The organism is Pseudomonas putida (assembly GCF_028682175.1).
Lineage (GTDB): Bacteria > Pseudomonadota > Gammaproteobacteria > Pseudomonadales > Pseudomonadaceae > Aquipseudomonas > Aquipseudomonas putida_AD.
Map to the genome: position 1 here is coordinate 1 of NZ_JANHKS010000064.1, position 26058 is coordinate 26058.

The following is a 26058-nucleotide window of genomic DNA, read 5'->3' on the forward strand; positions in this document are numbered from 1 at the left end:
AAGCCCGCTCATTTCGGGTCATACCCCCCGAAACATGCGCGAACCAACACCAGCATCAACATCAGGTTGCCCTTGAGCCCGCCGATCTTGGTTGGCACCTCACCCTGTGGATAACGTCGTACGCTCGGCAGTTCGATGCAGTGATAACCCAGCTTGGGCGCACGATAGGACAGGTACGCCAGCAGCTCGTAGGTCATGAACGCATCCCGAAAAATCGCCAGGCGCGGGTCGAGGAGGAGTTTGCGGCTGTAGGCGCGAAACCCTTGGGTGGTGTCAGTCCAGTCGTGGCCCGAGGCAATACTCAGCATCGGCGCGTGTATGAAACGGATGGCAATGTCGCGGGACTTTGGCGTGTTCTCTCCCGCACCGCCTGTGAGAAAACGCGACGCCTGAACGAAATCCACCCCTTGCCTGAGCGCGTTGATAAAGCGCGGAATCGCCTGCGGGTCATCCTTGTCGTTGCCGTCGATGGTCACGATACCTTCGTAACCCTGATCCAGGGCAAAGGCATAGGCACAGCGCAACTGCGCACTGAGCTTGCCCGGTGCGGTCTTGACCAGCAAACCGCGCACCGCAGTGACCATCAGCATGTCGTGGGCCAGGGAATTGTCGGTGCTGCCGCCGTCGACAATGATGATGTCGGCCATCTGGTTGATCGCCAGCGCGGCCATGCGCGCCAGCAGGCTGACGATGCGGTCGCCCTCGTTGATGACCGGGATGATCACGCAGTAAGGATGCAGTCGGCCCAGCCACAGCGGGGTGTCGAAGGTGGGAACCTGGCGTGTCAGTTGTGCCAGGCTCGGTCGTCCGGAGGTGTAGGTTGTGTCGGTCATCACGCCACCCGCGCAGTAATCAGGGCGACACCCGCGATTACCAGCACGATGCCGGCCGCCGTCGTCCAATAGAAGGTTTCACGAAAAATCAGCACCGAGGAACAGGCCACGGCAGCCACCGCCCCGGCGGTCAGCACCGGGTGAGCGATATTGAGCGGCAAGCGCGCCAGAGCGGCGGCGTACAGCAGGAAAGCGGTGCCGTATAACCCCAGCCCCAGCCAGAACGGCCAGTTGCTCAGGGCCTGCAGCGGGGCATTGAGCGAGGGGAAACTGCGCGGCGGCATCATCGCCATTTTCACCAGCACACTGGCCGATGCGTTGGAGAGGATCCCCAGGATCAGAATCGCCCACTTCATGATTGCGCCCTCAAGGCTTCGGCCCGGTAATGCCAGATCGCGACGTTCAGGGCACGCTCGATGGTATCGACGTGGGGCTCGTTGCGCTTGGGCAGCATCTCGATGGTGATCAGGTGATCGGGCAGGTAGCGGCTGATTGCGGCCGCCATCCCGGCGTGATCGGCAGTGCCGTCGCCCAGTGGCAGCAGGCTGGGCTCGCTGGCATGTACATGGCCGATCAGCTCGGCGGCGCCCTGCAACACAGCGAACGGGTCCTCGCCATTGATCGCCAGTGAACCGGTGTCCAGTTGCATGAGGATATTGGGGTGATCGACCCGCCGTACCACCTCGGCAGTCAACGGGCTGCTGGTCATGAAGTTGGCGCCGTAGCACTCCGGGTTCGGTTCCAGGCAGATGGTCACGCCGTGGTCCCGGGCGACGTTGCCAAGCATTCTGAAAAACGGCACGGCGATGTCCATGGCCTCGTCGTCGCCCAGGCCGTTGCGGTCGCGGTTTTTCGGCGAGCCGAACACCAGCCGTGTCGCACCCAGGCCCTCGCCAATGCGGCAGACCTCATCCAGGTGCTGCAACATCGAGGTCTGGCTGGCGGCGCAGCCAAACAGGTTCAGCCCCTGGGTGCCGAACAGCAGTGCCTGCATGCCGGTGATGTCGATGCCGCGCCCGGCCCAGGTGTCACGCACGTCGGCAATCTGGCCAGGCGTGGCGGCCACCGGATCCGGAAAATACTTGCCCGGCGCGACGTCGATGGCGTCGATGGCGTAGCGCCTGAGCAGGGCTGCGATGTCCCGGTCCTCGACGATGTCCCAGGCGATGTTGGAGATGGCCAGTCTCATGCCCGGTGCTCCGTGGTATGCGGTTCCGATTGCGCATAGGCGCGCACCGCCATCAGCTCTTCCCGGGCGCTGTACTGATAACGCCCGCGCGCGCCGAACAGGGCGGCGTGGCAGGTCTGCATCGCGTAGCGCGCCGGCATCACGCTGCGCACGTTATCGAACGGCTTGCCGAAACCTTCCTGCGAAATCTCGCTTACGGTGACCGGCTCGGCACACAGGTGCACCAGCTTGAGGCCGGCATTGAGTGCAACCTGAATGTCGTGGCAGAGGTTGACCATCGGGTAGAACTGGAAGGTGCCGCGGCTGTCGATGGCCGACAGGTTGTGCTGGTTGTGGATGTCGAACACCACGTTCTTGCGCAGGCCGGGACCGACCAGGCCTGGCAGACGCACGATCAGATGCTGTGGGAAATAGTCCTCCACGAAGCACTCCAGCAAGCGCCGGTTCATGCCGTAGGCGTGCAGGCCCACCTCTTCGACCTGACTGTCTTCGTCCACGCCCATGGGCGTGTGAAAGACGTCCACGGTGCTGATCAGCACGAAGGTGCGGCAGCGCACCGAGCGCAGGTGCTCGATCAGGTTCTCGATCCTCTCGCGGTCGGCATCGGGGTCGCGGTTGGCGATCCATTTCTGTGCGGGGGCTCCAGCGCACACCAGCGCGTCAAAGGAGCGCCCCTCGATTTCGTGAATGTTGGTCGAGCGATACAGCGCGCCGAATTGGGTTTGACGCATCAGGGTCGAGCCGACGAAGCCGGTGTATCCGATCAGACCATTCATAGTTGCGCATCCAGCGGGCAGTGCACCCGGATCAGTTGGGCGTTGTACACGTAGAAATACGAGGTGTAGGTGCAGTTCAGGCGGCTGATTTCGGCCTCCAGCGCCTTGCCGCGCCCGCTGATGTCCTTGTCCAGATTGACGTGGGACACCAGCACGGAAAAGTCCTTGGAGGGGCGCTGTCGCAACAGCTCGGCGAGGGAGTCCAGGTACTCGACCTTGCCCATCTTCGGATCACGCATGCGCGTCGCTTCATCGTTCACGCGCACGTACTGATGCTTGCTCAGGCGCTGATCGAGCAGGCTGTAGTACTCAAGCGACGGCTGGGCGTCGGGGTAGACCAGAAACTCGGTGGGCGGCATCTGCGCGATGTGCTCGTAGAGCGCGTTGTTGTCGACGTACTCGTAGTTCACGCCGCGAAGATTGTTGTAACAGGCCTTGCCCGCCTGCAGTGCCATCAGGCTCAGCAGCACCCAGCCCAGCACCTTGAGCGGGCGCGACGGGCTGGCGGTGAATTCCAGTACCCCAAGGCAGGCGATGACCATGCTGAATGGCGCCAGCCAGATCACATGGCGGGGATAGGTGGCAGGGTAGAAACCGGCGATTCGCCCTACGAGTACGATCAGCAGAATGCCAATGAAAAACAGATTCAGCCTGCACACGAAACCGCTTTTGTGGGTAAACAGCAGCACTACGCTGGCAACCCCGGACGTGATGAGCAAGGCTTTGCCATACGCCCCGAGAATCGCCTCCTTCAGCACGCCCAGCGAGCCCAGCGCGGTGGTCTTGTAATAGTCGTCGTAATTGCCCAGTTGAAACACGGTGAGGTACTTCATGTAGGCATACGCGACCACCACCACCAAAGCAGCCCCGGCAATCGCCACGACGGTCGATGCCTCGCGCTCGTTCCTGGGTTGCGACGCATGACGCACCACGGCATACATCAGCAGCGCGCCTGAAACGATCAGTGTTGAAAAACCCAGCACACTGATCGCAGCCGCCATCCCGATGGGCCAATGAAGATTGTCCTGTTCCGAGGACCGCCACAGCGCAGTGATCGCCAGAAAACTCACCGACACTTCGAGGAAGTAGTGCTTGAGCTCGGTCAGAAACAGGCCCATGGAAAACGAGTGGCCGATCAGCGCCAGCACAAACACCAGCGCCCCCCAGCGGTAAGGACGAAACACTGCGAACACCGGCGCGATCAGCACGCAGGAGAGCGCCAGCACCGACAACCTCAGCGGCGCGATGTTGTAGTGGAACAGCAGCATGATCGCCTTGAAGAACAGCGAGGCGAGCACCGGTTCCGCCTGATCGTAGTAAGGCAGCGGCTTGAAGAATTCCTCGGGGCTGCGCAGCTCGATGATGTCCTTGAGCAGCATCGCCTCGTCGATCCAGATCGAACGGGTGGCCAGCGTCAGGAACAGGCTCGCCAGCACCGCCACGGCGACAGGCAGCACGAGGGTCGGGTTGAGGCGCGAAAGATCAAAAGACTTCATTGTCCAGTTTCTCCAGCACGTCATAGATGTTGTCGATCTTGCCGCCAAGCACCGAGTAGCAGCCCGGCAAGCTGGCGTGCTTCTCGAACAGAATCGGGCGCCCGTCGTTGCGGTCGTTGCGCGCCAGGACAGTCTTGACCTCGTACAGCGAGTCGATGTGCTGCGAGTCGAGGATCGCCGGGATGTACCGGGCCACATCGCGCACCATGCGCTCGACACGGCTGGCACGCTCATGCCCGGCGAGCCTGTCGTAGGGGTTGATCGATTTCTCATCGTCCCAGTGCAGGTGCGGCGTGAAGCGCACGTGGGACAGCGTGTGCAGGTTGCGCGACGGAAACGGCATCATCGAAAAGAACGGCCCGTCCATCACCGTCACGCCCAGGCCTTGCAACGCAGACGGCATCTGCATCAGCGCCATTTCCGTGATCTCGTGACGCAGATCGGTGTCCAGCCCCGGAAACTCGCCGTTGAAATGATTGCTGCCGCTGTAGGTGCAATTGAACAGGTAACGGCAGCTCAGGCGCTGCGGGCCGCCCTCACTTTCAGTGACCACCTGCAAGGTGCTGTCGGGGCCCTGGTAGATCTCGGTAGCGCGGGTCAGCAGGCGGATCTGCACGCCGCAGTCTGCCAGTTCACGTTCCGCCCAGTGCGCCAGGCGAGTGGAGTCGAAGGCGTATTCCTGCACCTGAAACACCGCCTCGATCAGGCGGGGCTCGAACAGCCCGTGGGCCGCGGCGTCCGCGCGCCTGACCTGGGCGCCGATATCGTGACAAAAGCGTTCGAACTGCCGGGCAGTGACTTTCGAATTGTGTCGGGCGATGGCGTAGAGCTTGGTGAAATCGCTCTTCACCGCATTGGGCCAGTCGGCCACGAAACGCGGCAGGTTGATCCGGCTGCGATACGCCGTGGTGAAGCTGCGCGGGTAGTGATAGCCGTTATGCACCCGCGCCTGATTGTTGTACGAGGCGCGCCTGAGCAAGCCGCTTTCGCGCTCCAGCAGCACGATGCGCTTCAAGCCGCGCTGGCGCGCCAGATGCACCGCAATCGCCGAACCGTAGAAACCACCGCCGATGACGATTGCGTCCAGGCAATCCCCTGGCGCGTTCATCGCGATGCCCGCTCGGCGCCCCAGGCCCGGACCACGTGGGCATTGGGGGTGATTTCTTCGACGTTGAGCCGTTCAAGTCGCGTCATTCGGCAACTGGTGAACTCCTGGCCGATGTAATACAGCGGCCCGTCGTTGGAAAAGCTGGCCATGTTCAGGATGTATTCGCCAAGCACCAGCAACACCAGCGAAATCAGAAAGAACATCCCCGACTGCTGCAGCGAAAGGCTGGTCCAGCCTGCTGCCACATCGGTCTTGAACAGCGCGATCCCGACCACATACGCGCAATAGATCAGGTTCATCACCGCGCCAAACAGCGATAGCGCCGTCACCATCCGCATTGGCGCCCGCGTGCTGGAAATCAGCATGCGAATCCCCCGATCGACACTCTCGCCCAGATGCTTGCGCGGTTGCGCCTTGGGCGGCGCCGAGTAACTCAGACAGACCCTGGCAAATCCGCCTGTCGCCGGCAAATGACGGTAGATCATCGTGGGTTTGGGGTGCTGCAGGATGAAACTGATGACCTTGCGCGTCAGCAGCCGAAACTGCGGCGCCTCCTTGACCAGATGAATACCGTTGAACCACCGGTATGCACGGTGAAAGAGTTTGAAAGCCAGGTAATAAGGCAGGCTTTGCGTGCTGTGCTCGGCGTTGCAGACGAACACCACATCCGCCCCCTGCGCCGCCTGCTCCAGCATGTTGGGCAGGAAGGCGATGTCATCGGCCAGCGGGTCGAGCACCACGGCATAGTCCCCCAACGCATTCTCCAGCCCCACCCAGGACGCCGTGTCCAGATCGACTTCGCGAGTCAGCGCATACACCTGAAGATTGGCCACCCCGTCTTCGCCCGTCAGGCGTTTCAACTGCGCGATGCTGTCGTCGGTCGACGCGTTGTCGACAATGATCAGCTCATAGTCCGACACCATCGAAGCGATCAGCCCCGTCGCTTCAAGCAGCATCCCCTCAAGCCCCTCGGCCTGATTACGCACGACCAACACCACCGACAAGAAACAGGGAAAAAAAGCCATGGCGAGATACTCGAAACGGCCTTCCCTGGCGGTGTTTTTTTATAAGAGCGTGCAGACGGGTGTCATCAGGTGAACACGTGGGGAACGGGAATTATTCACAGGGCAGGAGGCGCAGCTTTGATAGGTTTCAAGCGTGAATCGTTGGCTGCTTCGCAGTGCTTTCGGGGTTGTCAAAGCACTGATTAATCAACGGGTTGTGTGTAACGATGTGGGGTATTCATATCCGTGAAGGGAGACGGATGTCAGGGGTTTTTACAGATCTGGTGAGGCGCAGGGCTTATTTAAAGTTTGCATGGGTAGGGCGGGGTTGGAGGGAATACTGGCGCCAGATCTGGAATACGTATGAAACTTGAATGTATTTGTGGCCCTTGGGCCGCATAATCGACGTTTACGCCACTTTTGATGCCCGAGGGCTACAAATGACTTCGCTTCTCGATGTCGCTGAAATGCTGAAGGACGCCCGCCGTGATGCGCGGCTGAGTCAAGTAGCTATTGCAGATCGGGCAGGCGTGTCTCGATCGACAGTCGCCAGGATGGAAACTCTGGCCAGGGGTGATATGAGCGTTTCTGCACTCGTGCGACTTCTGGAAGCAGCGGGGTATGACCTGAAATTGGTCAAGACTGGTCATCAGCGAACTGTCGAGGACATCCTTGCCGAGCAACGCTGCGGAGTTGCCTGACATTTCCACAATTGACTTGGTCAGCCTTGGACTGCCCGTCACTTGAAGTCGTTGGCCGCTAGTAACTATGTAATCGATTTCCGCGCTGGGCATGCTCGAGTCGACTAAGAATTTCCGAGGCCGCTAGATCATAGAAAGTAAGGAGGGACTCATGTTGATCTTCGACTGCCCAAGCAGCCTGCAAATTCTTCTCTGGCAAAGTGAAAGGCGAACTGGTCAGCCGCGTCGAGCCGGCCTCAGCAGCTAGCTTGCTGTCCACTGACAGGGAAAATATCGAGCGATGGCAGCTGCACACGACCAAGTTTGGTAAAACCAACATTCTCGTCGCGATGCATGTCGAAACCCGCTACGCAATGCTCTTCGTTGGCCTTAAGCGCAATGACGTCGACGGTTTTCTCCGTCAGTTCATTCCCCGCTATTTAGGCGGCATGGTGCTTATGGCGCTGAACATGGGATTGGTGATGCCACCTGAGGCGGAACTGAATCGGCATGTCAATGAATGGGCAGACACTCTTGAGGATGTACATTTTTACAAACGTGGTGATCGAAGCGTCCAGGCTCACATCAACGACGTCCTGTATCTCGCCGCGCATGAGGCATATGAAGGGCCAGGACTGCCCATCGAGCTTGGTGGCCTCGTTGAGTTTGATGGGATTGCCAACAGATTCCTGAGATCAATCAAAGGGGGTGATTATTTCCGGCCAGCAGAAACTGCTTTCCAGAAAGCCTACAGGCATTTGGGGATAGGCATGGAGCCGGAGGAGGTGGCGCAGGCACACCAACGATGGTTTGCTGGCAAGTGAGGATGTGCTCATGAGCCTTGCCCGATGCAGGGCAGCGATAGCCAACCAATGGATCGATTGATTAGCGGCGTTCCTTTTCCATCCGAATGATTTCGACCTGAGAGACAAATTAAAAAGCCGGCTTGTGGCCGGCTTCTCGGTGACAGGTTTGGTTAGTTTTTGGCTAACCGCACCCGTCCGCAAAAGTGCGCGCTGCAAGGAGGCGCTCGTAAGGTAGACCGGGCGTGTCACAGGGGACGGTGCCGGGTCGATCACCCATCCGCGGGTAGCCGATGGGTGTTGAAACGAAGGCGTGCAGGATACTCATGTTCTGCGCTGATGCCCAGCCTTGATGGGCTGCCATTTGTCTCTTGCTGTTGCGCATCAGGGCATGGTGGCGGGGTGGCGGCGGTTGTTGAGGGTGGACCACCAGAAGATCCAGCCCAGGATCTGGATGTGCTGTTCCTGTATCTGTTCGGCGCTGAAAATCTCGTCGGGGTATTCGCCGGCGTTGTGGCTGCGCAGGCGCAGGCTGCCGCCTGGCAGGCGATAGAGGTATTTCACGCGCAGCATGCCGGCGTGTTCGAGGGCGTACATTTCGCCGTCGATGACGTTGGTGCGGCCTCGGTCGACGCCGATGAGGGAGCCGTCCTGGATCTTGTCCGCCATGCTGTTGCCGACCATGGCGATGCAGATGGCGTTGTGCAGTTCGACGTCCATGGCTTCCAGGACGCGGCGGGATAACCGCACTTTGTGGTTGGGAATTTCGCTGACAGCGGTTTGCCCGGGGTTCTGGGTTTGAAGTTCGGTATAGACGGGCATGTCCAGCTCTTCCCGAACGTGGCCGCGCGCAGGAGGCGTGCGGGACATGCGATCGTGGCCGTTTTTTTCGCGGCCTTCTCCCGGGTGTTTCGGGCCGTCGCCTGTGCGCAGCCATCGTGCGTTAACGCTGAGCAGTTCGGCGACTTCCTCCATGCGTGCCATGGGGATGCCGCGTTTGAACCAGTTGTTCACGTGTTGCGGCGTCACCTTGCGGTTGGCGGCGAAGTCTGTGGCGGAGAGATGGCACTCCCGCAGAAGGACGCGTAGTCGATCACCTGATGTATTCATGGATCGAATTTTACGGACAGTTCAAGTTTGTTTAAATGAACGAAGTGTTCAAATGCGTCAAGCATCAAACTTCAAGTTGACGGTAAGGATTACAACGTTCGAATGAAGTTGTAGGGCATGTCGTTCACTGTTTCTTTTGCGCTCAACAATTGATCCGCTTGGACAAAAGCGCCCGTTTTCAACAGCGCTCCGCAAGTCGCCCGATCTAGAGCCTCAAGTCGTCCGTTATCAGGTGCGATGCGGCGAAGTTTTATTGCCAATGAGCCTGCGGCGTTTTATTCGGATAAACGGCAAGACTCTGCGCACTAAACTTTAAACATTCAGCGCAAAAAAGTTGGGGAGTGATGCTGGAGAAAGGTGTCAGGGGGAGAGGCATACATGCAAGAGGGTGCCACCTGCGAAGCGGCGAGCGCTTCGCAGGGAGCCAATCGGATCAGCCTTTGTAGGCAGCGGCCGATTTGGTGATGGCTTCGCGAGCGGCATCAGCGCCGGCCCAGCCTTCGATCTTGACCCATTTGCCTTTTTCGAGATCTTTGTAGTTCGCGAAGAAGTGCTCGATCTGCTGGATCAGCAGTGGCGGCAGGTCGGTGTATTCCTTCACGTCGACGTACAGCTGGGACAGCTTGTCGTGAGGAACTGCGATGACTTTGGCATCGCCGCCGCCGTCGTCGGTCATGTTCAGTACGCCAACCGGACGGGCGCGGATGACCGAGCCTGGTGCGACTGGGTATGGAGTCACGACCAGCACGTCGAGGGGGTCACCGTCGTCGGCCAGGGTGTTGGGAATGAAACCGTAGTTGGCCGGGTAGAACATCGGGGTGGCCATGAAACGGTCAACGAACAGGCAGTCGCTATCCTTGTCGATTTCGTACTTGATCGGCGCGTGGTTGGCCGGGATCTCGATGGCGACGTAGATGTCATTCGGCAGGTCTTTACCGGCCGGAATTTTGCTGTAGCTCATTGGGCTTTGCCCCCTTGGTTGACCATTGCTGAATCTGGCGTGCAACGCCAAAAAGTGGCCGGATTATAGGCATATTTGGTAACCGTTACCATTACACCCATCGGTCCTGGACCTTGTCTTGAGCCTCATAGACAGGCTTGCAAGCCTAAAGTGCTGCCTGAAGCGCCGCAAGCCGCGCCAGAGGATCCTGCCGGTAGAACGCCTTGAGCTGCCGATAGACGTCCGGATAGGCCTCGACCAGCAAATCCGGGGCGCTGAAGAAGTACTCGCTGGTGACGGCAAAGAACTCGGCCGGGTTTTCCGCAGCGTAGGGGTCGATGACCGTTTCGGCGTCGGGGTCGGCGTCCAGCTGGCGATTGAGGTCATCGAAGGCGCCTTGCATGGCGCTGGCCCAGTCGCTGATGCGCATGTCGCTGTGCAGCGGAGGCAGGCCGTTGGCGTCGCCGCCCAGCATGTCGAGTTTGTGCGCCAGTTCGTGGATCGGCAGGTTGTACGCCTCCCAGCCGCCGCTGGACAGCACCCCCGGCCAGGCGAGAATCACCGGGCCCTGGCTCCAGGCTTCGCCGCTGTGCTCGCCATCCCACACGTGTTCGATGCCGCTGGCGTCGCGGTGTTTCTGCGGGCTGATGAAGTCATCGCCATAGAGGATGATTTCGTGAAAGCCGCGATACCAGTCCAGGTCGTCCAGCGCCAGCAACGGCAATTGGGCCTGCGCCGCCAGGAACAGGCAGGACTCGTCGTCCAGTTCGACGCCTTCCAGCGCGGTCAGGGTCTTGGCTTGCAGAAACAGGATGCAGCTGTCGAGCAGGCGGCGATCCTCTTCGGCGCTGAGGCCGTCGAGGATCGGCAAACGCTCGCGCACCCGGCCCCAGAGTTCAGGGGCGACCTGGTGACGTGCCAGCGTGCGGCGCTTGAGCCAGTTGCCAAACGGCCACATGGTTCAGCGCGCTGTGGCGGAACGGCCCATGCGGCTGCGGACCAGGCCAATGATCATCGGCAGCAGCGAGATCAGGATGATGACCAGCACCAGCAAGGTCAGGTTCTTCTTGATGAACGGGATGTTGCCGAAGAAGTAGCCCAGGGTCACCAGGCTGCCGACCCACAGGATCGAACCCAGCACGCTGAAACTGACGAAGCGCAGGTAGTTCATCTTGCCAAGGCCTGCGACGAACGGGGCGAAGGTGCGGATGATCGGCAGGAAGCGCGCCAGGGTTACGGTCTTGCCGCCATGGCGCTCGTAGAACTCGTGGGTCTTGGTCAGGTAGTCGCGGCGGAAGATCTTCGAATTGGGGTTCTTGAACAGCTTGTCGCCCACCGTTCGGCCAATGACGTAGTTGGTGCTGTCGCCGATGATCGCAGCCGCCATCAGCAGCCCGGCCAGCACGACAGGGTCCAGGCCGCCACCGGCTGCCACCGCGCCTGCGATGAACAGCAGCGAGTCACCCGGCAGGAACGGCGTCACCACAAGGCCGGTCTCGCAGAAGATCACCAGGAACAGGATCGCGTAGACCCAGGTGCCGTAGTTGGTCACCAGCATGTCCAGGTAGACGTCCAGGTGGAGAATGATATCGATCGGGTTGAAATCCATGTACGGCACCTGATGATGAGACCCGGTCCGGGTCAGTGGAAAGAGGTGAGGTGGGCCGCATTATAGAGGGAAGAATCGGGGTGTTGCTGGGACTGTGTGCAGATTGAAACGTTTGGTATTGATGGAATACATCTTTCGTAGGAGCGCGCTTGCCCGCGACGGCGGCGTGTCAAACGGCAAATCGTCCCCAGCCGGATCGCCATCGCGGGCAAGCGCGCTCCTACGGGTGCGGGAACCTCAATTGATCGGCAACACGTAGTTCTTGAATTGGGTATCTTCACGAAATCCGATGGATTCGTAGACTTTCTGTGCCACTTCGTTGTTGGCGCTGGTGGACACGCGCATGCGCACGGCCTGGGTTTCGCGGGCCATCTTCTTGGCTTTCTGGATCAGGTGATCGGCGACCAGTTGGCGGCGGGCGTCTTCGGCGACGTAGATGTCGTTGAGGATCCACACGCGCTTGAGCGAAAGCGAGGAATAGCTGGGGTAGAGCTGGCAGAAGCCCAGCAACTTGCTGTCGTCATCCACCGGTAGCGCCAGGTAGATCACCGACTCTTCGCGGCGCAGGCGTTTTTCCAGGAAGTCACGGGAGGAATCGGGGTAGGGCAGTTCGCCGTAGAACTCGCGGTATTTGACGAACAGAGGGGTCAACAGGTCCAGGTGCTCCAGGGTGGCTTGGATGATCCGCATGGTTGGGCCTCAGCTTCATTGTGCAATGCATGAAAGGGGGAGGACGCCTGGCACTGGGACAGACGGTTTCGACTTTGCCCAAGCGCTTTAGAAAGTGCAATCCAAAAGCGGAACGAATGGGCCGCGGGCACGTGTGTGAATCAACAAAATGCGTGGCCAAAAAAACGGCCTCCGAAGAGGCCGTCATCTGACTGCTGTCACTGGATCAGAAGAAGCCCAGCGGGTTGATGTCGTAGCTCACCAGCAGGTTTTTGGTCTGCTGGTAGTGTTCGAGCGCGACTTTGTGGGTTTCGCGGCCGACGCCGGATTTTTTGTAACCACCGAATGCAGCGTGGGCTGGATACAGGTGGTAGCAGTTGGTCCACACGCGGCCCGCCTTGATGGCGCGGCCCACGCGGTAGGCGCGGTTGATGTCGCGGGTCCACACGCCGGCACCGAGGCCGAACTCGGTGTCGTTGGCGATGGCGACGGCTTCGGCTTCATCCTTGAAGGTGGTCACGCTGACCACCGGGCCAAAGATTTCTTCCTGGAACACGCGCATCTTGTTGTTGCCGCGCAGCAGGGTCGGCTGGATGTAGTAGCCGGTCGCCAGCGAGCCTTCCAGCTTCTCGACCTTGCCACCGGTCAGCAGCTCGGCGCCTTCGCCCTGGGCGATGTCGAGGTAGGAAAGGATCTTGTCGAATTGTTGCTGCGATGCCTGGGCGCCGACCATGGTGTCGGTATCCAGCGGGTCGCCGCGCTTGATCTTCAGGACCTTCTTCATCACCGCTTCCATGAACTGCGGATAGATCGACTCCTGAACCAGGCATCGCGATGGGCAGGTGCAGACTTCACCCTGGTTGAAGAATGCCAGCACGACGCCTTCGGCGGCCTTGTCGATGAACTCGGGTTCAGCGCTCATCACGTCTTCGAAGTAGATGTTCGGCGACTTGCCGCCCAGCTCCACGGTGGACGGGATGATGCTGTCGGCCGCCAGTTTCATGATGTGCGAGCCCACAGGCGTTGAGCCTGTGAACGCGATCTTGGCGATGCGTTTGCTGCTCGCCAGTGCTTCACCGGCTTCGCGGCCATAGCCTTGCACCACGTTGAGCACGCCTTTTGGCAGCAGGTCGCCGATCAGTTCCAGCAGGACGGTAATGCCCAGCGGGGTTTGTTCGGCAGGTTTGAGCACGACGCAGTTGCCCGCAGCCAGGGCCGGCGCGAGCTTCCAGGCGGCCATCAGGATCGGGAAGTTCCACGGGATGATCTGGCCGACGACGCCCAGCGGCTCATGGATGTGGTAGGCCACGGTGTTGCCGTCGATTTCGGCGGCGGAGCCTTCCTGGGCACGCAGCACGCCTGCGAAATAACGGAAGTGGTCCACAGCCAGCGGGATGTCGGCGTTGAGGGTTTCACGCACGGCCTTGCCGTTGTCCCAGGTCTCGGTCACGGCCAGCAGTTCGAGATTCTGCTCGATGCGGTCGGCGATTTTCAGCAGGGTCAGCGAGCGCTCCTGAACGGAAGTCTTGCCCCACGCATCGGCAGCGGCGTGGGCGGCATCCAGGGCTTTATCGATGTCTTCGGCAGTCGAGCGAGGGAATTCGGCGATCAGTTTGCCGGTGATCGGCGAGGTGTTTTCAAAATACTGGCCTTTGACCGGCGGCACGAATTCGCCACCGATGTAGTTGCCGTATTTGGTCTTGAAGGTAACGATCGAGCCTTCAGTACCGGGATGGGCATAACGCATGGTGAATATCTCCTTGCTCTTGTGATTGTGTGGGGATAACGCGCTGCTGCGCTTGATTAAAGCGTAGAGCAAAGCGCGGGCCACTGCCGCGCGGTGCCCGGTTTACAAGGGTTTTGCCGGAAAATCAGACGCTTGGCTGCTGTCGATGTGCCAGTTGCGGGACGGGCAGAGTGACACTTTGTATCGAATGTGGGACAGCTCGGCGGGCAGGCCCGTGCCAAGGATTGCAATAGAGAAGGGCCTGGAGGATGCTGGTTCGCGAGCATGCACAGGAACAACAAGAAAATGCATAGCAACCACCTAACCCGCCATGCCCGGCAAGTCCTGACATTCGCCCAGGGCAAGGCCGATCACCGCTACGGCCCCGGCGCCGACCCTTCCATCGCCCGCTCCTGGCAGCGTTGTCTTGACGACTATCACCTGGACCCCGCACAGGCCATGGCGCCCACCGTGCTGGAGCATGCCCGGGTGCTGGAAAGCCGCGAACGCCTGCAGCAGGTGCTGACCATCGCCGGTGGCGAGATGAACAGCCTGCGCCAGCAATTGTCGGGCGGTAATGCGGTGCTGTTGACCGATGCGCGAGGGGTCATCCTCAACTGCGTGACCCAGGACGGCGAGCGCAAGATCTTCGAGCGCGCCGGTTTGTGGCTGGGCGCAGACTGGAGCGAAGCGCGGGAGGGCACCAACGGCATCGGTACGTGCCTGGTGGAGCGGCAATCGGTGACCATTCACCGCGACGAGCATTTCCGCGGGCGGCATACCGGGCTGACCTGCTCGGCCAGTCCGGTGTTCGATCCTCATGGCGATCTGCTGGCGGTGCTGGATGTGTCGTCGGCGCGGCACGATGTGTCTCGCCAGAGCCAGTTTCACACCATGGCGCTGGTCAATCTGTCGGCAAAAATGATCGAAAGCAGTTACTTCCTGCGGCATTTCGACGATCAGTGGCTGCTGCGTTTCCATCTGCAGGCCGGTTCCGTGGGGCTGTTCAATGAAGGGCTGCTGGCGTTCGACGGCGAAGGGCGGGTCAGGGCGCTGAACCAGAGCGCGTTGAACATGCTGAGCCAGGGCCGCGCCGATCTGATTGGCCAGCCGGTCGAGGCATTGTTCGATTGTTCCCTGGACCAACTCTTGAGCCGCGCCTCGCCCGATGCAGCCGCCAGTTGGCCACTGCGAACCCGAGACGGCCGTGGTTTTTTCGCCGTGCTGCGTGGGCAGGCTCAGCCGGTGCTGAAGGGCGTTAGCGCGCCTGTTGTCAGCAAGCCGCTAGAGAAGCCTGCGTTGAGTGGTATCTGCCTGGGCGATCCTTCGCTGCAGGCCGACTTTCGTCGCGCCTTGAAGGTATTCGAGCGTGATGTGCCGCTGTTGATCAACGGTGAAACCGGCTCGGGCAAGGAAGCGTTCGCCAAGGCCGTGCATCAGGCCAGTGGCCGCTCGCACCAGCCATTCGTTGCACTCAACTGCGCCGCCATTCCGGAAAGCCTGATCGAAAGCGAATTGTTCGGTTATCGCGGCGGCAGTTTCACCGGTGCGCGCAAGGAAGGCATGCGCGGCAAGCTGCAGCAGGCCGATGGTGGCACCCTGTTTCTCGATGAGATCGGCGACATGCCGGTGGCGCTGCAGACACGGCTCCTGCGCGTTCTGGAAGACCGTCTGGTGGTGCCCATCGGCGGTGAGCCGCAGTCTGTGGATGTACGAATCATCAGCGCTACCCACCGCAATCTCTTGGGACGGGTGGAGGACGGCAGTTTTCGCGAAGACCTCTACTACCGGCTCAACGGCCTGGAAATCGCCCTGCCGGCACTAAGAGAACGCAGCGACAAGGCGCAGTTGATGGACTTCCTGCTGGAGGAAGAGGCGGGCGGCCAGCAGGTGGTGATCGACGCCGAGGCCCGGCAGGCGCTGCTCGATTTCCCCTGGCCGGGCAATGTGCGGCAGATGCGCAATGTGTTGCGCACGCTGGCGGCGCTCGCTGAGGATGAAAAAGTCTGCCATGCCGACTTGCCACTGGTAATCCGCCAGGGCGCGGTGAAGAAGGATGTCGCCGCGAACCCTGTGGATTCGCCACTCGATTGCGCCGAACGCTCGGCGTTGATCGAGATACTGGAGGCGCAGCGTTGGCACATGACACATGCTGCCCAGGAATTGGGCGTCAGCCGTAATACCTTGTATAGAAAGCTGCGCAAGCACGGGATTGCCCGTTAGCCACATCCCGCTCATCACCTGTAGGAGTGAGCTTGCTCGCGATAGCAGTCTGTCTGTAACAGATTCGTTGCCTGACACGCCGCTATCGCGAGCAAGCTCACTCCTACAGGGACGTGGGTGCATCGAGATCCCGCCGATTGAACTGTGCGAACGGACCCTCTCTAAGCTAACCTGCGCGAATGTTTTAAGAGGTCGGTCATGCACATTCATATTCTGGGTATCTGCGGTACGTTCATGGGTTCGCTGGCGGTGCTCGCCAAGGATCTGGGCCATAAAGTCACGGGCTCCGATGCCAACGTCTATCCGCCGATGAGCACGCAGCTCCAGGCACAGGGCATCGAGCTGATGCAAGGGTACGACCCTTCGCACCTTGAGCCTGCGCCGGATCTGGTGGTGGTCGGCAATGCGATGTCCCGTGGCAACCCGGCCGTGGAATACGTCCTGAACAAGGGTCTGCCCTACGTCTCCGGCCCGCAGTGGCTGGCCGATCACGTGCTGCGTGGTCGCTGGGTGCTGGCGGTCGCTGGCACTCACGGCAAGACCACCACCAGCAGCATGCTCGCCTGGGTGCTGGAGCATGCAGGCATGAGCCCGGGCTTTCTGATTGGCGGTGTTCCGCAGAACTTTGCAGTGTCTGCGCGCCTGGGCGACACGCCGTTCTTCGTGGTCGAGGCCGATGAATACGACAGCGCGTTCTTCGACAAGCGCTCGAAGTTCGTCCATTACGGCCCGCGCACCGCGATTCTCAACAACCTTGAGTTCGATCACGCTGACATCTTCCCGGATCTGCCGGCCATCGAGCGGCAATTCCACCATCTGGTGCGTACCATCCCGAGCGAAGGCCTGGTGATTCATCCGACCACCGAGCCGGCCCTTGAGCGCGTGATCCAGATGGGCTGCTGGACCCCGGTGCAGACCACCGGGCAGGGCGGCCAGTGGCAGGCGAAGCTGCTGCGCGAGGACGGCTCCAGATTCGAAGTGATCTTCGAAGGCGTCGCTCAAGGCGTGGTCGATTGGGACATGACCGGCCAGCACAACGTTGCCAACGCCCTGGCCACGCTGGCAGCGGCGCGGCATGTGGGCGTCGTGCCGCAACAAGGCGTCGAAGCCCTGAGCGCATTCAAGAGCGTTAAGCGGCGCATGGAGAAGGTCGCCGAAGTGCGCGGCATTACCATCTACGACGACTTCGCTCACCACCCGACCGCCATCGCCACCACGCTGGACGGCCTGCGCAAGAAGGTGGGCGACTCGCCGATCATCGCTGTGGTCGAGCCGCGTTCGAACTCGATGAAGCTCGGTGCGCACCGCGACGGCTTGCCGGAAAGCGTCGATCAGGCCGATCAGGTGGTCTGGTACGCGCCGGCCAATCTGGGCTGGGACCTGGCCGCGACCGCCGCGCTGTGCAAGACGCCTTCGGTGGTCTGCGACTCCCTTGAAGCCATCATCGAGCGCGTGAAAAGCCAGGCCCAGCCCGGCACCCACGTGGTCATCATGAGCAACGGCGGCTTCGGCGGGCTGCACGGCAAACTGGCCGAGGCGCTGAAATGAGCGGTCCGGAGCGCATCACCCTGGCGATGACCGGCGCATCCGGGGCGCAGTACGGTCTGCGCCTGCTCGATTGCCTGGTGCGTGAAGATAGGGAAGTGCACTTCCTGATCTCCAAGGCCGCGCAGTTGGTGATGGCCACCGAAACCGATGTCACCTTGCCGCCCAAGCCACAGATGATGCAGGCGTTCCTCACCGAATACACCGGCGCCGCCGATGGCCAGATTCGGGTGTACGGCAAGGAGGACTGGATGTCTCCGGTGGCCTCGGGGTCCGGCTCACCCGTGGCGATGGTGGTGGTGCCGTGCTCGACGGGCACTTTGTCGGCCATCGCCACCGGCGCCTGCAATAACCTGATCGAACGCGCCGCCGACGTGACGCTCAAGGAGCGCCGTCAGTTGATTCTGGTGCCCCGTGAGGCGCCATTCTCCAGTATTCATCTGGAGAACATGCTGAAACTGTCGAACATGGGCGCGGTGATTCTGCCGGCTTCGCCGGGTTTCTATCACCAGCCGCAGACCATCGATGATCTGGTGGATTTCGTCGTGGCGCGCATTCTCAACTTGCTCAACATCCCGCAGGACATGCTGCCGCGCTGGGGCGAGCATCATTTGGGCGCCGATGAATAAGAAGCTGTTTGTGCTGACCCTCGGGCTGCTGCTGGCCACGGGGTGCTCGACCGTGCGCACCCTGGATGCCAACCAGCCCGGCGCGCCGGTGGTCTACTCCGGCACGCGGCTGGACCTGTATGCGATTCAGGGCGGCTGTTGCGAGAAAGACCGCTTCGGCGCCGAAGCTCCGAAATACCCGATGCTGGATCTGCCGGGCAGCGCGCTGCTGGATACGGTGCTGTTGCCGTTGTCGATCCTGACGGCGTTGGGGGTGGGCTTCCAGGCCACGGGCGGGATGTAACTGGTTGAACCCGTAGCAGCCCGGCCGGGCGGCGTTTCACTTGCTGGCGGGAGCGATCTTGAGGGCGCCCCCGCCGGCAAGCCGTGCTGCTACGGGATTGCGGTGTGGCCTACTTACCCAACCGGCGCAACTCGTCGGACTCCACGATCCGCACCCCGTCCTGCTCTTCCAGCGCCAGGCGCCACAGCGCCCTTGCCAGTTGGCAGGCTTCGATGCCGCCGTATTTGCCGGGAATCAGCTTGGCGATAGGCGCGGCCAGCTGCTCTACCAGGCGCTGATCGGCGCGCTCGCCCAGCAGCAGTGACGGGCGGGCGATGGTCAGTTGGGGCCAGTTCTGGTCCCTGAGCGCGGCTTCCATTTCGCCTTTGACGCGGCTGTAGAAGATGCTTGATTCAGGATCGGCATTCACCGCGCTGACGACCAGCAGATGCCGCGCGCCCAGTTCACGGGCGCGTCTGCCAAAGGCCACGACCATGTCCATGTCCACGGCGCGAAAGGCGTCTTGCGAGCCGGCCTGCTTGATGGTGCTGCCCAGACAGCAAAAGGCGATGTCCACTCGCCCGCCCAGTTCTGCGAGCAGTGAGGTGAAGTCGCCTACAGGGTTTTCCAGATGCGGATGTTCGGCCAGCGGCCTACGGCTAGGTGCCAGCACGCGGCTGACAGTGGGTTCGCTGAGCAGACGGTCGAGCAGGTGTTCGCCTGTCAATCCCGTGGCTCCGGCAAGCAGGATGTGTTGCGGCGTCAAGTACATGGTCTTTCTCCCTTGATACGACACAAGCATAGGCGCTCTAACGCAACAGACTGCCCACCGACATTGCTGGTTTCACAAATCTTTGCAAATCTTCATCCGCTCAGCGAGCGGGTGCCGGGTTCAGTCCCTTGCCGATGGACACGGTGTTGAGGGCACGCTCGGCCTGGCTCTTGCGCAACTGCTTCCAGCGCGCGATCACGCCCTTGGGCGCCCAGATCTGCGGCTCGGAGGCCTCGAAGTTTTCCTCGATTTCCCGCTGTGCAACCGTGACTTTGGCGTCGTTGAAGGCCTGCTGCAGGTCATCGGTTTCCACCAGTGCCTTGCCGAACAGCGCTTCGCCGAAGTAAGTGAAATCCGCTTCTTCGGAGCAGCCGAACGACACCCGGTCTTCCCGCGAGGCGGTGATGACCATGGTGCGTTCGTCCTTGATTGCCGGGATGAACCCTCCGGAATAACAGGATGAAATGACCACCACCTTGTCACGATTCTTCAGCGGCGCCAGCACCGAGGCCATCTCGTTGGCGGGCAGGTCCGACAGCTCCAGGCGAGGCTGGTCCAGCACCAGTTCGTGGTCGTGGGTGCCGTGGCTGGTGAGGTAGATGAAGATCAGGTCTTCAGGACCGCTGCGCAGGGCGAGGGTCTGCACCGCGCGGCTGATGTTTTCCCGCGTCGCCAGTGGACGGTCGGCCATGTGGTCGCGATGGTTGACCAGTGAGATCTGACCATACGCGCCGAAGCGGGTCGCGAGCAGCTTGTTGACGTAGTCGGCCTCGCGCATGAACACGCTCTGCTTGCCGTCGCCGCCGACCACCAGGCTGTAGAGTTCGATGGCGGGGGTTGAAGCCGGGATTGCGGCCAGGGCCTTGTCCAGCAGAGGACCCTGTGCGAGCAGGCCGGTTTCCAGCGGGTCGGGCAGCAGCTTGCCCATGGCGTCACGTACCCGCTGGCCGTTGGCCCAGGTGCCACTCTGCACCTGGCCATCAGGGGAGGTCAGCACGCCCGGACCGTCGTAATTGTCGTTGTCGAACTGCCCGACGTAGACCGTGCCGTCCGGCAGCTTCAGACGGCCTTCGCCGGCGAAGCGCCAGTTGCGAAACTGGCCCTGGTAGCTGGTGCCGTCGGCGCCGATCAGTTCGCCCTTGCCGGTGAAGGCGCCATCCTTGAACTGGCCCGACCAGACGTCACCGTCGGCGTTCTCGTAGCGGCCGCGCCCGTTGAGCTGGTTGTTGTGGAAGCCGCCGACGTACTGGTCGCCGTCTGCGCTGTTGAAATTGCCAGTGCCTTCGAGCTGGCCGTCGACGAACTTGCCGCTGAACTGGTTGCCTGCCGCATCGCTGCGCTGGCCTTCGCCATTGGGCTTGCCGCGGGTGAACTGGCCTTGATACTCGCTGCCGTCTTCGAGTTCCAGATGGCCCAGGCCGTCGTAAAGGTCGGCCTTGAACTCGCCGCGGTAGCTCATGCCATGCTCTTTGAGCGTGCCTTCGCCCTCGCGGCGCCCCAGTTTGTAGCCGCCGACGTAGGTTCCGCTACTGGTGGTCAGCGCGCCGGGGCCGTCGAACAGGCCATCCTTGAAGCCACCTTTATAGAGGTCGCCGTTGCTGGCATGCCACTCGCCCTGGCCGTTCCATTGGCCTTTGCTGAACTCGCCGGCATACCAGCTGCCATTGGGGTAGTCGATGCGGCCTTTGCCTTGCAGCACCCCATTGACCACGTCGCCGCGGTAGCGGCCGCCGTCGGGCAGGCGCGCATCCGGCGGAAGCAGCGATTCGCCATCACCGCAAGCGGTCAGCAGAAGGGTCAGGGCCAGAGGGGCAAACGCACGCATGGTAAATCCCGCAGATGAATAAGTTCGGCGTGATCGGATTCGCGTTCTTGTATCGAGTCGCTCACACGGCCGCAGCGAGTATGCCGCAGCCGGGAAGCGTCATGAAACAGTCAGTTACGACTGTTTCATGTTCAGGGGCGCTTACACGAAGCAGAGGGAAAGGGGTTCAGCGATGAACGCAGGCTTGTCCTGCCCTTCGATTTCAAGCGTTGCAGTGGCTTTGAGCAACCATTGGCCAGGCTTCTTTTCGGTGACTTCGATCAGGGCAACTTTTAGACGAACGCGCGAATCGACCTTCACCGGCTGGATGAAACGTACGCTGTCCAGGCCATAGTTGACCGCCATTTTCAGCCCTTCGGGCATGACCAGCAGCGATTCCATGAGCTTGGGGATCAGCGACAGCGACAGGAAACCATGGGCGATGGTGGAGCCGAACGGCGTTTGCGCCGCTTTTACCGGGTCAACGTGGATGAACTGGAAGTCGCCAGTGGCCTCGGCAAACAGATTGATACGTGCCTGATCGATCGTCAGCCACTCGGAACTTCCCAGTTCCTTGCCTTCATAACTCTTGAGCTCTGCAACAGGTACATAGGGCATCGATACTCTCCTTAGTGAATCGGTTTTGTTTTTTCAGTCTGGTGCGGCTATAGGCTCTTTTATTGCTTCACTCAATGATGGGTGTTCACGCAATCCTGTAGGAGTGAGCTTGCTCGCGATAGCAGTCTGTCTGTGAAACATCACTCGACTGATCTTCCGCTATCGCGAGCAAGCTCACTCCTACAGGGATGATGCGATCCAGGCTAAAGATCACCACGCCCACAGGCGTTGGTCAAGAACCCCGGGTTCTGGCGAATACCATCCCATAGCCTGCCAGGCTGCATGCGTATAATGCCGCCGCGAATTTGCTGGAGTTTTCTATGTTGCTAAGAGGCCTGACGTGGTTGGTGCTGTTCCAGTTGCTGGGAACGGCGCTCAATCATCTGATCCTTTCGATACTGCCGGGGCCGATCATCGGGCTGGTGCTGCTGATGATCTACCTGATGGTTCGCGGTGAAGTCAGCGAGCCCATCAGCCTGGCCGCGGGCAGCCTGCTGCGTTATCTGCCGCTGTTGCTGGTGCCTCCGGCCGTGGGGGTGATGGTCTACGCCGGCCAGATCGCCAACGATTTCTGGGCCATTGTAGGCTCCCTGGTGTTGTCGTTAATGATCTCGCTCACCTTTGCCGGCTGGCTGATGCAAAAACTCATCGACCGCCAGCACACCGGGCATCAGCCCAGCCCCAGGGAGCCGTCATGAGTCTGGACTGGCAAGGCGCATGGCTGTCGGTGATCCACCATCCGCTGTTCGGCATCGCCATTACCCTGGGCGCCTATCAACTGGTGCTGGCCGGCTACGAGAAAACCCGCTGGGTGTTCCTGCAGCCGGTGCTGGTGTCGATGCTGGTGGTGATCGGTGTGTTGGTCGCCTGCGGGCTGGACTACGCCGAGTACCGCAAGAGCACCGACATCCTCAGCATCCTGCTGGGCCCGGCGACGGTGGCGCTCGCTGTGCCGCTTTATCTGAATCTGCGGCGTATCCGGCAGTTGTTCTGGCCGGTGTTGACTACGCTGGTGATTGGCGGCGTGCTTGCGACCGGGCTGTGCGTGGCGCTGGGCTGGGTGCTGGGCGCCGATCACATGATCCTGATGACCATGGCGCCCAAGTCGGTCACTTCGCCCATCGCGATGCTGGTGGCCGAGCAAATTGGCGGCGTGGCGGCGCTGGCTGCGGTTTTCGTGTTGATTACAGGTGTCATCGGCGGCATATTCGGCCCCGGCCTGTTGACGCTGGCCGGTGTGCAGAGCCCGGAAGCCCGAGGCATGGCGCTGGGGCTGACGGCCCATGCGGTCGGCACCTCGGCTGCGTTGCAGGAAGGTGAAGAGTGTGGTGCCTTCGCGGCACTGGCGATGAGTCTGATGGGCGTCGCCACGGCGTTGTTCCTGCCGTTGGCGGTGTCTCTGGTGGCTTGAAGATGGGTTGCTTGAGGATGGATTTATGTCGTTGCCCCTGTTTCCGCTGAACGCCGTGCTGTTTCCGGGCTGTGTCCTGGATTTGCAGATATTCGAGGCGCGTTACCTGGACATGATCGGGCGCTGCATGAAGCAGGGCAAAGGCTTCGGCGTGGTGTGCATTACCGAAGGCAGTGAAGTGGGCGATGTGCCCGAAGGTTTCTCGCAGATCGGTTGCGAAGCGCTGGTCACTGACTTCCAGCAACAGGACAACGGCCTGCTGGGCATTCGTGTGGTCGGCGGGCGGCGTTTCCGCGTGATCGAGGCGCAAGCCCAGCGCGACAACCTGCTGATCGCCGAGGTGCAGTGGCTGGAAGATCCGCAAGAGCAGCCCTTGCAGGAAGAGGACGAAGACCTGGTCGCGCTGTTGGCTGCGCTGGGTGAGCATCCGATGGTGGCGGCCTTGAACATGGGCCTGACCGCCAGTGGTCAGCAGTCGCTGAGCAATCAGCTGGCCTACCTGTTGCCCTTCGCCGAAGAAGACAAGATTGAATTGCTGGAAATCGACGACGCCGAAGAACGGCTCGACGCCATTCAGGACCTGCTCGATGAGATGCAGGGGGATATGCAGGCGTAGATTCCCCGGTCGAACCGTTCCCTGTAGGAGTGAGCTTGCTCGCGATAGCGGAGTATCCGTCAACACATGCTTCACAGACAGACTGCTATCGCGAGCAAGCTCACTCCTACAGGGTTTGCGTGGTTTCAATACTCGTAACGGATCAAACCATGGGCCAGCGAGTGGAAGGCAAATCCGCCCAGCAGCGCGACGATCGCCGGTAGCAGCAACCACCACACTCGCAACGGCAGGGCCGGCAACGGCTGGTTTTTCTCCACCAGCGCCAGGCTCGCCGCGCAGGCAAAAAACGCCAGTAGCATCCCCGCCAGCACGTCCGTGGGCCAGTGCACGCCCAGATAGACCCGCGACATCGCAATCGACGCCGCCGGAATCGCCCCGAGCAACAGCCAGGTCAGGCGCAATCGGACCGGCTGGCTTCGCCCTGCCAGCACCGCCAGGGTCATGAACAGCGCGAAAGAGGCTGACGCGTGCCCGCTGGGCATGCTGAACGTGGCCAAGGGTTCGGCCAGGACTTCCGGGCGGGCGCGGGCGAAGGTGTGTTTCATGCACTGGTTGATGATCGCCGCGCCCAGTGTCGTCGAGCAGGCGAAGATCGCATGTCGCCACTGCCGGGTCGCCATCAGGATCAGCAACAGCAGGGCCGCCGCGCAGAATTGCGTGCGGAAGTCGCCAAGGCCTGTAACCAGCACGACGAAGGTTTCCGCCGCCGCGCTGCGATGCTCCTGCACCAGGGTCATCACACCCTGGTCGAGGTGCGCCAGGTACGGCCAACCGAGAAACACGGCCGCCAGCAGGACAAAACTGACCAGCGCGATCAGGCGGGTCGCGTAGGGTTTGCCGTGGGCGCTGCAGTGAACCCCCACGCCCAGCAGGATCGCCAGGCCCGCACCGACCACGCCGGCTTGTGGCCAGAAGCCTTCGGGCAACGGCAGACGCACCGCTGCACCTGCCGCCCAGCCCGGAAGAATGTAGGCCATGGACCAGCCCGCCGCCGCCACCACGCTCACGGCGGCAAACCGCACGAACGGCATGTCGAACATCCCCGCGACCATCGGCAGCATCGGGCGCAGCGGACCGATGAAGCGGCCTACCAACAGACTCGCGATGCCGTAACGCTGGAAATAGGTTTCGGCGCCCGTCATCCATTCAGGGTGATGGCGCAGGCCGGGCAGGCGGCGGATGTTCTGGTGGAAACGTCTGCCAACAAAGTAGGACACCAGATCACCCAGCAGACCGCCGAGAAAGCCGAGCAGCAGTGCCTGGTGCAGGTCCAGGATTCCGGTCCCTGCCAGCGCGGCAATGGCGAACAGTGCCACCGTGCCGGGCACGATGATGCCCGCGATGGCCAGGCATTCCAGGAATGACACCAGAAACAGCGCGGCCCCCAGCCAGGACGGATTGAGGGTCAGCCATGCGGTGATGCTGTCGAGCCATGCGCCCATGGGTCAGTGTCCTTGCTCGATGAAAAGGTAGTCGCGGCCTTCGACTTGGCCGCGTCGCAGAGGGTTCCGTGTGCAGACGCGCGCATACTCGGCGTCCACGAAGCGGTACATCAGGTGCTCGTCGCGCCCGGTCGGGATGCCCAGGCGAGAGGTCTGGATGATGCGCTGCGGATGTTGGCCGACGTCTTCGACGAAGATCCGCTGGTGATCGAAGCGCTTGCCGTCCCACATCGGCACCTTCAGGCCCAGCGCCTTGCACAGCAGGGTCTGCCCCGCGCACAAGCGTTCGCGGGGACGCAGGTTGCCGCTGGCGTCGGGATTGTTGAGCTGCATCTGCGCCAGGCTGTTTTCGTCGCTGAGCCCGTGCAGGCTGGCTTCATCAACCCATGGATAGGCCGATTTGATCAGCACCGCATTGCCCGGGCCGTGAGCGCTGAAGTTCAGCGAATCGCCGCCTCGGGAGTAGTACATATAGATGTGCCCGCCATCCAGAAACAAAGCCTTACGCTTTTCCGTGTAGCCGAGGGACGCATGGCTGCCTTTTTCCTCGAGGTAATAGGCTTCGGTCTCTATGATGCGTGCCGACAACCACAGGTCGCCGACCTTGTGCCGCACGACCTTGCCCAGCAGATCGCGGGCGAGGGTCTGGGCGTCGCGGTCGAAGAAACTGTCGGGCAGGGCGCGCTGGGAATGCTCGGGCATGGGCGGGGCAACGTGATGGAATGACGGCCGATGATAGCAATCCGGGGCTTAATTGCAGCTGAATGGCTGGCGCTGATTCGAATGCTTTCGT

27 protein-coding genes are annotated in these 26058 nt (G+C 61.2%); 9 read left to right on the forward strand and 18 right to left on the reverse strand.

What is annotated here, in order from left to right:
- Nucleotides 1–8: 8 nt before the first annotated feature.
- The 7 genes from NPS29_RS26235 to NPS29_RS26265 are packed head-to-tail and all read right to left on the reverse strand — an operon-like array spanning nucleotide 9 to nucleotide 6427.
- Nucleotides 9–833: a glycosyltransferase family 2 protein gene (locus NPS29_RS26235; protein ID WP_274136272.1), complete on the reverse strand. Its 825-nt coding sequence runs from the start codon at nucleotides 831–833 to the stop codon at nucleotides 9–11.
- Nucleotides 833–1189 (reverse strand): multidrug transporter, encoded by a 357-nt coding sequence (locus NPS29_RS26240; RefSeq protein ID WP_274136273.1) that lies wholly within the window; start codon nucleotides 1187–1189, stop codon nucleotides 833–835. The genes NPS29_RS26235 and NPS29_RS26240 overlap by 1 nt, the downstream gene beginning before the upstream one ends.
- Entirely contained in the window at nucleotides 1186–2022 is an 837-nt protein-coding gene (locus NPS29_RS26245; RefSeq protein WP_274136275.1) for a sugar phosphate isomerase/epimerase family protein, read from the reverse strand. The genes NPS29_RS26240 and NPS29_RS26245 overlap by 4 nt, the downstream gene beginning before the upstream one ends.
- Complete coding sequence (locus NPS29_RS26250; RefSeq protein ID WP_274136277.1) at nucleotides 2019–2798, reverse strand: pyridine nucleotide transhydrogenase; 780 nt, start codon at nucleotides 2796–2798, stop codon at nucleotides 2019–2021. The genes NPS29_RS26245 and NPS29_RS26250 overlap by 4 nt, the downstream gene beginning before the upstream one ends.
- Nucleotides 2795–4294 (reverse strand): hypothetical protein, encoded by a 1500-nt coding sequence (locus NPS29_RS26255; RefSeq protein ID WP_274136278.1) that lies wholly within the window; start codon nucleotides 4292–4294, stop codon nucleotides 2795–2797. The genes NPS29_RS26250 and NPS29_RS26255 overlap by 4 nt, the downstream gene beginning before the upstream one ends.
- Entirely contained in the window at nucleotides 4281–5402 is a 1122-nt protein-coding gene (locus tag NPS29_RS26260) for an NAD(P)/FAD-dependent oxidoreductase (RefSeq protein WP_274136279.1), read from the reverse strand. Before NPS29_RS26260 ends, NPS29_RS26255 begins: the two co-directional genes overlap by 14 nt.
- The gene (locus NPS29_RS26265; RefSeq protein WP_274136280.1) at nucleotides 5399–6427 is read right to left on the reverse strand and encodes a glycosyltransferase; all 1029 of its coding nucleotides are present in this window, start codon (nucleotides 6425–6427) and stop codon (nucleotides 5399–5401) included. Before NPS29_RS26265 ends, NPS29_RS26260 begins: the two co-directional genes overlap by 4 nt.
- Before the next feature lie 419 nt (nucleotides 6428–6846).
- Between NPS29_RS26265 and NPS29_RS26270 the strand changes: the two genes are divergently transcribed.
- Nucleotides 6847–7107 (forward strand): helix-turn-helix domain-containing protein, encoded by a 261-nt coding sequence (locus tag NPS29_RS26270; protein WP_274136281.1) that lies wholly within the window; start codon nucleotides 6847–6849, stop codon nucleotides 7105–7107.
- A 200-nt stretch (nucleotides 7108–7307) separates the two neighbouring features.
- Nucleotides 7308–7910, forward strand: a complete 603-nt coding sequence (locus NPS29_RS26275) for a DUF6933 domain-containing protein (RefSeq protein WP_274136282.1) — start codon at nucleotides 7308–7310, stop codon at nucleotides 7908–7910.
- 363 nt (nucleotides 7911–8273) lie between these two features.
- On the opposite strand, the gene NPS29_RS26280 is transcribed toward NPS29_RS26275, so the two are convergent.
- From NPS29_RS26280 to exaC, 6 genes are all read right to left on the reverse strand, one after another.
- Entirely contained in the window at nucleotides 8274–8999 is a 726-nt protein-coding gene (locus tag NPS29_RS26280; RefSeq protein WP_337993918.1) for a LexA family transcriptional regulator, read from the reverse strand.
- Between the two features lie 433 nt (nucleotides 9000–9432).
- Nucleotides 9433–9960 carry an inorganic diphosphatase gene (gene ppa / locus NPS29_RS26285; RefSeq protein WP_274136284.1) on the reverse strand — a complete coding sequence of 176 codons (528 nt, stop codon included), beginning with the start codon at nucleotides 9958–9960 and terminating at the stop codon, nucleotides 9433–9435.
- Between the two features lie 145 nt (nucleotides 9961–10105).
- Nucleotides 10106–10897: a zinc-dependent peptidase gene (locus NPS29_RS26290; protein ID WP_274136285.1), complete on the reverse strand. Its 792-nt coding sequence runs from the start codon at nucleotides 10895–10897 to the stop codon at nucleotides 10106–10108.
- A 3-nt stretch (nucleotides 10898–10900) separates the two neighbouring features.
- Nucleotides 10901–11548, reverse strand: a complete 648-nt coding sequence (locus tag NPS29_RS26295; protein ID WP_274136286.1) for a DedA family protein — start codon at nucleotides 11546–11548, stop codon at nucleotides 10901–10903.
- 237 nt (nucleotides 11549–11785) lie between these two features.
- Complete coding sequence (locus NPS29_RS26300) at nucleotides 11786–12238, reverse strand: GNAT family N-acetyltransferase (protein WP_274136288.1); 453 nt, start codon at nucleotides 12236–12238, stop codon at nucleotides 11786–11788.
- A gap of 205 nt (nucleotides 12239–12443) precedes the next feature.
- Nucleotides 12444–13964: an acetaldehyde dehydrogenase ExaC gene (gene exaC / locus NPS29_RS26305; protein WP_274136289.1), complete on the reverse strand. Its 1521-nt coding sequence runs from the start codon at nucleotides 13962–13964 to the stop codon at nucleotides 12444–12446.
- A 285-nt stretch (nucleotides 13965–14249) separates the two neighbouring features.
- On the opposite strand from exaC, the gene NPS29_RS26310 reads away from it, so the two are divergent.
- From NPS29_RS26310 to NPS29_RS26325, 4 genes are all read left to right on the forward strand, one after another.
- Nucleotides 14250–16166 (forward strand): sigma-54-dependent Fis family transcriptional regulator, encoded by a 1917-nt coding sequence (locus NPS29_RS26310; RefSeq protein WP_274136290.1) that lies wholly within the window; start codon nucleotides 14250–14252, stop codon nucleotides 16164–16166.
- A 198-nt stretch (nucleotides 16167–16364) separates the two neighbouring features.
- Nucleotides 16365–17714, forward strand: coding sequence for a UDP-N-acetylmuramate:L-alanyl-gamma-D-glutamyl-meso-diaminopimelate ligase (mpl, locus tag NPS29_RS26315; protein WP_274136291.1), 1350 nt, complete (start codon nucleotides 16365–16367; stop codon nucleotides 17712–17714).
- A complete protein-coding gene (gene ubiX / locus NPS29_RS26320; RefSeq protein ID WP_274136292.1) occupies nucleotides 17711–18340 on the forward strand; it encodes a flavin prenyltransferase UbiX in 630 nt (209 codons plus the stop codon). The genes mpl and ubiX overlap by 4 nt, the downstream gene beginning before the upstream one ends.
- Nucleotides 18333–18623: a YceK/YidQ family lipoprotein gene (locus tag NPS29_RS26325; RefSeq protein WP_274136294.1), complete on the forward strand. Its 291-nt coding sequence runs from the start codon at nucleotides 18333–18335 to the stop codon at nucleotides 18621–18623. Before ubiX ends, NPS29_RS26325 begins: the two co-directional genes overlap by 8 nt.
- A 109-nt stretch (nucleotides 18624–18732) precedes the next feature.
- Here NPS29_RS26325 and NPS29_RS26330 read toward each other — a convergent pair whose 3' ends face one another.
- From NPS29_RS26330 to NPS29_RS26340, 3 genes are all read right to left on the reverse strand, one after another.
- Nucleotides 18733–19374 (reverse strand): oxidoreductase, encoded by a 642-nt coding sequence (locus NPS29_RS26330; RefSeq protein ID WP_274136295.1) that lies wholly within the window; start codon nucleotides 19372–19374, stop codon nucleotides 18733–18735.
- Between the two features lie 100 nt (nucleotides 19375–19474).
- Nucleotides 19475–21199, reverse strand: coding sequence for a C13 family peptidase (locus NPS29_RS26335; protein ID WP_274136296.1), 1725 nt, complete (start codon nucleotides 21197–21199; stop codon nucleotides 19475–19477).
- Between the two features lie 141 nt (nucleotides 21200–21340).
- Complete coding sequence (locus NPS29_RS26340; protein ID WP_274136297.1) at nucleotides 21341–21796, reverse strand: MaoC family dehydratase; 456 nt, start codon at nucleotides 21794–21796, stop codon at nucleotides 21341–21343.
- Nucleotides 21797–22116: 320 nt separating this feature from the next.
- Between NPS29_RS26340 and NPS29_RS26345 the strand changes: the two genes are divergently transcribed.
- From NPS29_RS26345 to NPS29_RS26355, 3 genes are read left to right on the forward strand one after another with little or no spacing between them, the layout of a single operon-like run.
- Nucleotides 22117–22494, forward strand: a complete 378-nt coding sequence (locus NPS29_RS26345) for a CidA/LrgA family protein (protein ID WP_274136298.1) — start codon at nucleotides 22117–22119, stop codon at nucleotides 22492–22494.
- Nucleotides 22491–23207 (forward strand): LrgB family protein, encoded by a 717-nt coding sequence (locus NPS29_RS26350; RefSeq protein ID WP_274136299.1) that lies wholly within the window; start codon nucleotides 22491–22493, stop codon nucleotides 23205–23207. Before NPS29_RS26345 ends, NPS29_RS26350 begins: the two co-directional genes overlap by 4 nt.
- Nucleotides 23208–23232: 25 nt before the next feature.
- Entirely contained in the window at nucleotides 23233–23823 is a 591-nt protein-coding gene (locus NPS29_RS26355) for an LON peptidase substrate-binding domain-containing protein (RefSeq protein ID WP_274136300.1), read from the forward strand.
- A 125-nt stretch (nucleotides 23824–23948) separates the two neighbouring features.
- On the opposite strand, the gene NPS29_RS26360 is transcribed toward NPS29_RS26355, so the two are convergent.
- Both NPS29_RS26360 and NPS29_RS26365 read right to left on the reverse strand, forming a co-directional pair.
- Nucleotides 23949–25265: a bifunctional DedA family/phosphatase PAP2 family protein gene (locus tag NPS29_RS26360; protein ID WP_274136301.1), complete on the reverse strand. Its 1317-nt coding sequence runs from the start codon at nucleotides 25263–25265 to the stop codon at nucleotides 23949–23951.
- Nucleotides 25266–25268: 3 nt separating this feature from the next.
- Entirely contained in the window at nucleotides 25269–25967 is a 699-nt protein-coding gene (locus tag NPS29_RS26365) for a DNA-3-methyladenine glycosylase (protein WP_274136303.1), read from the reverse strand.
- Nucleotides 25968–26058 lie beyond the last annotated feature (91 nt).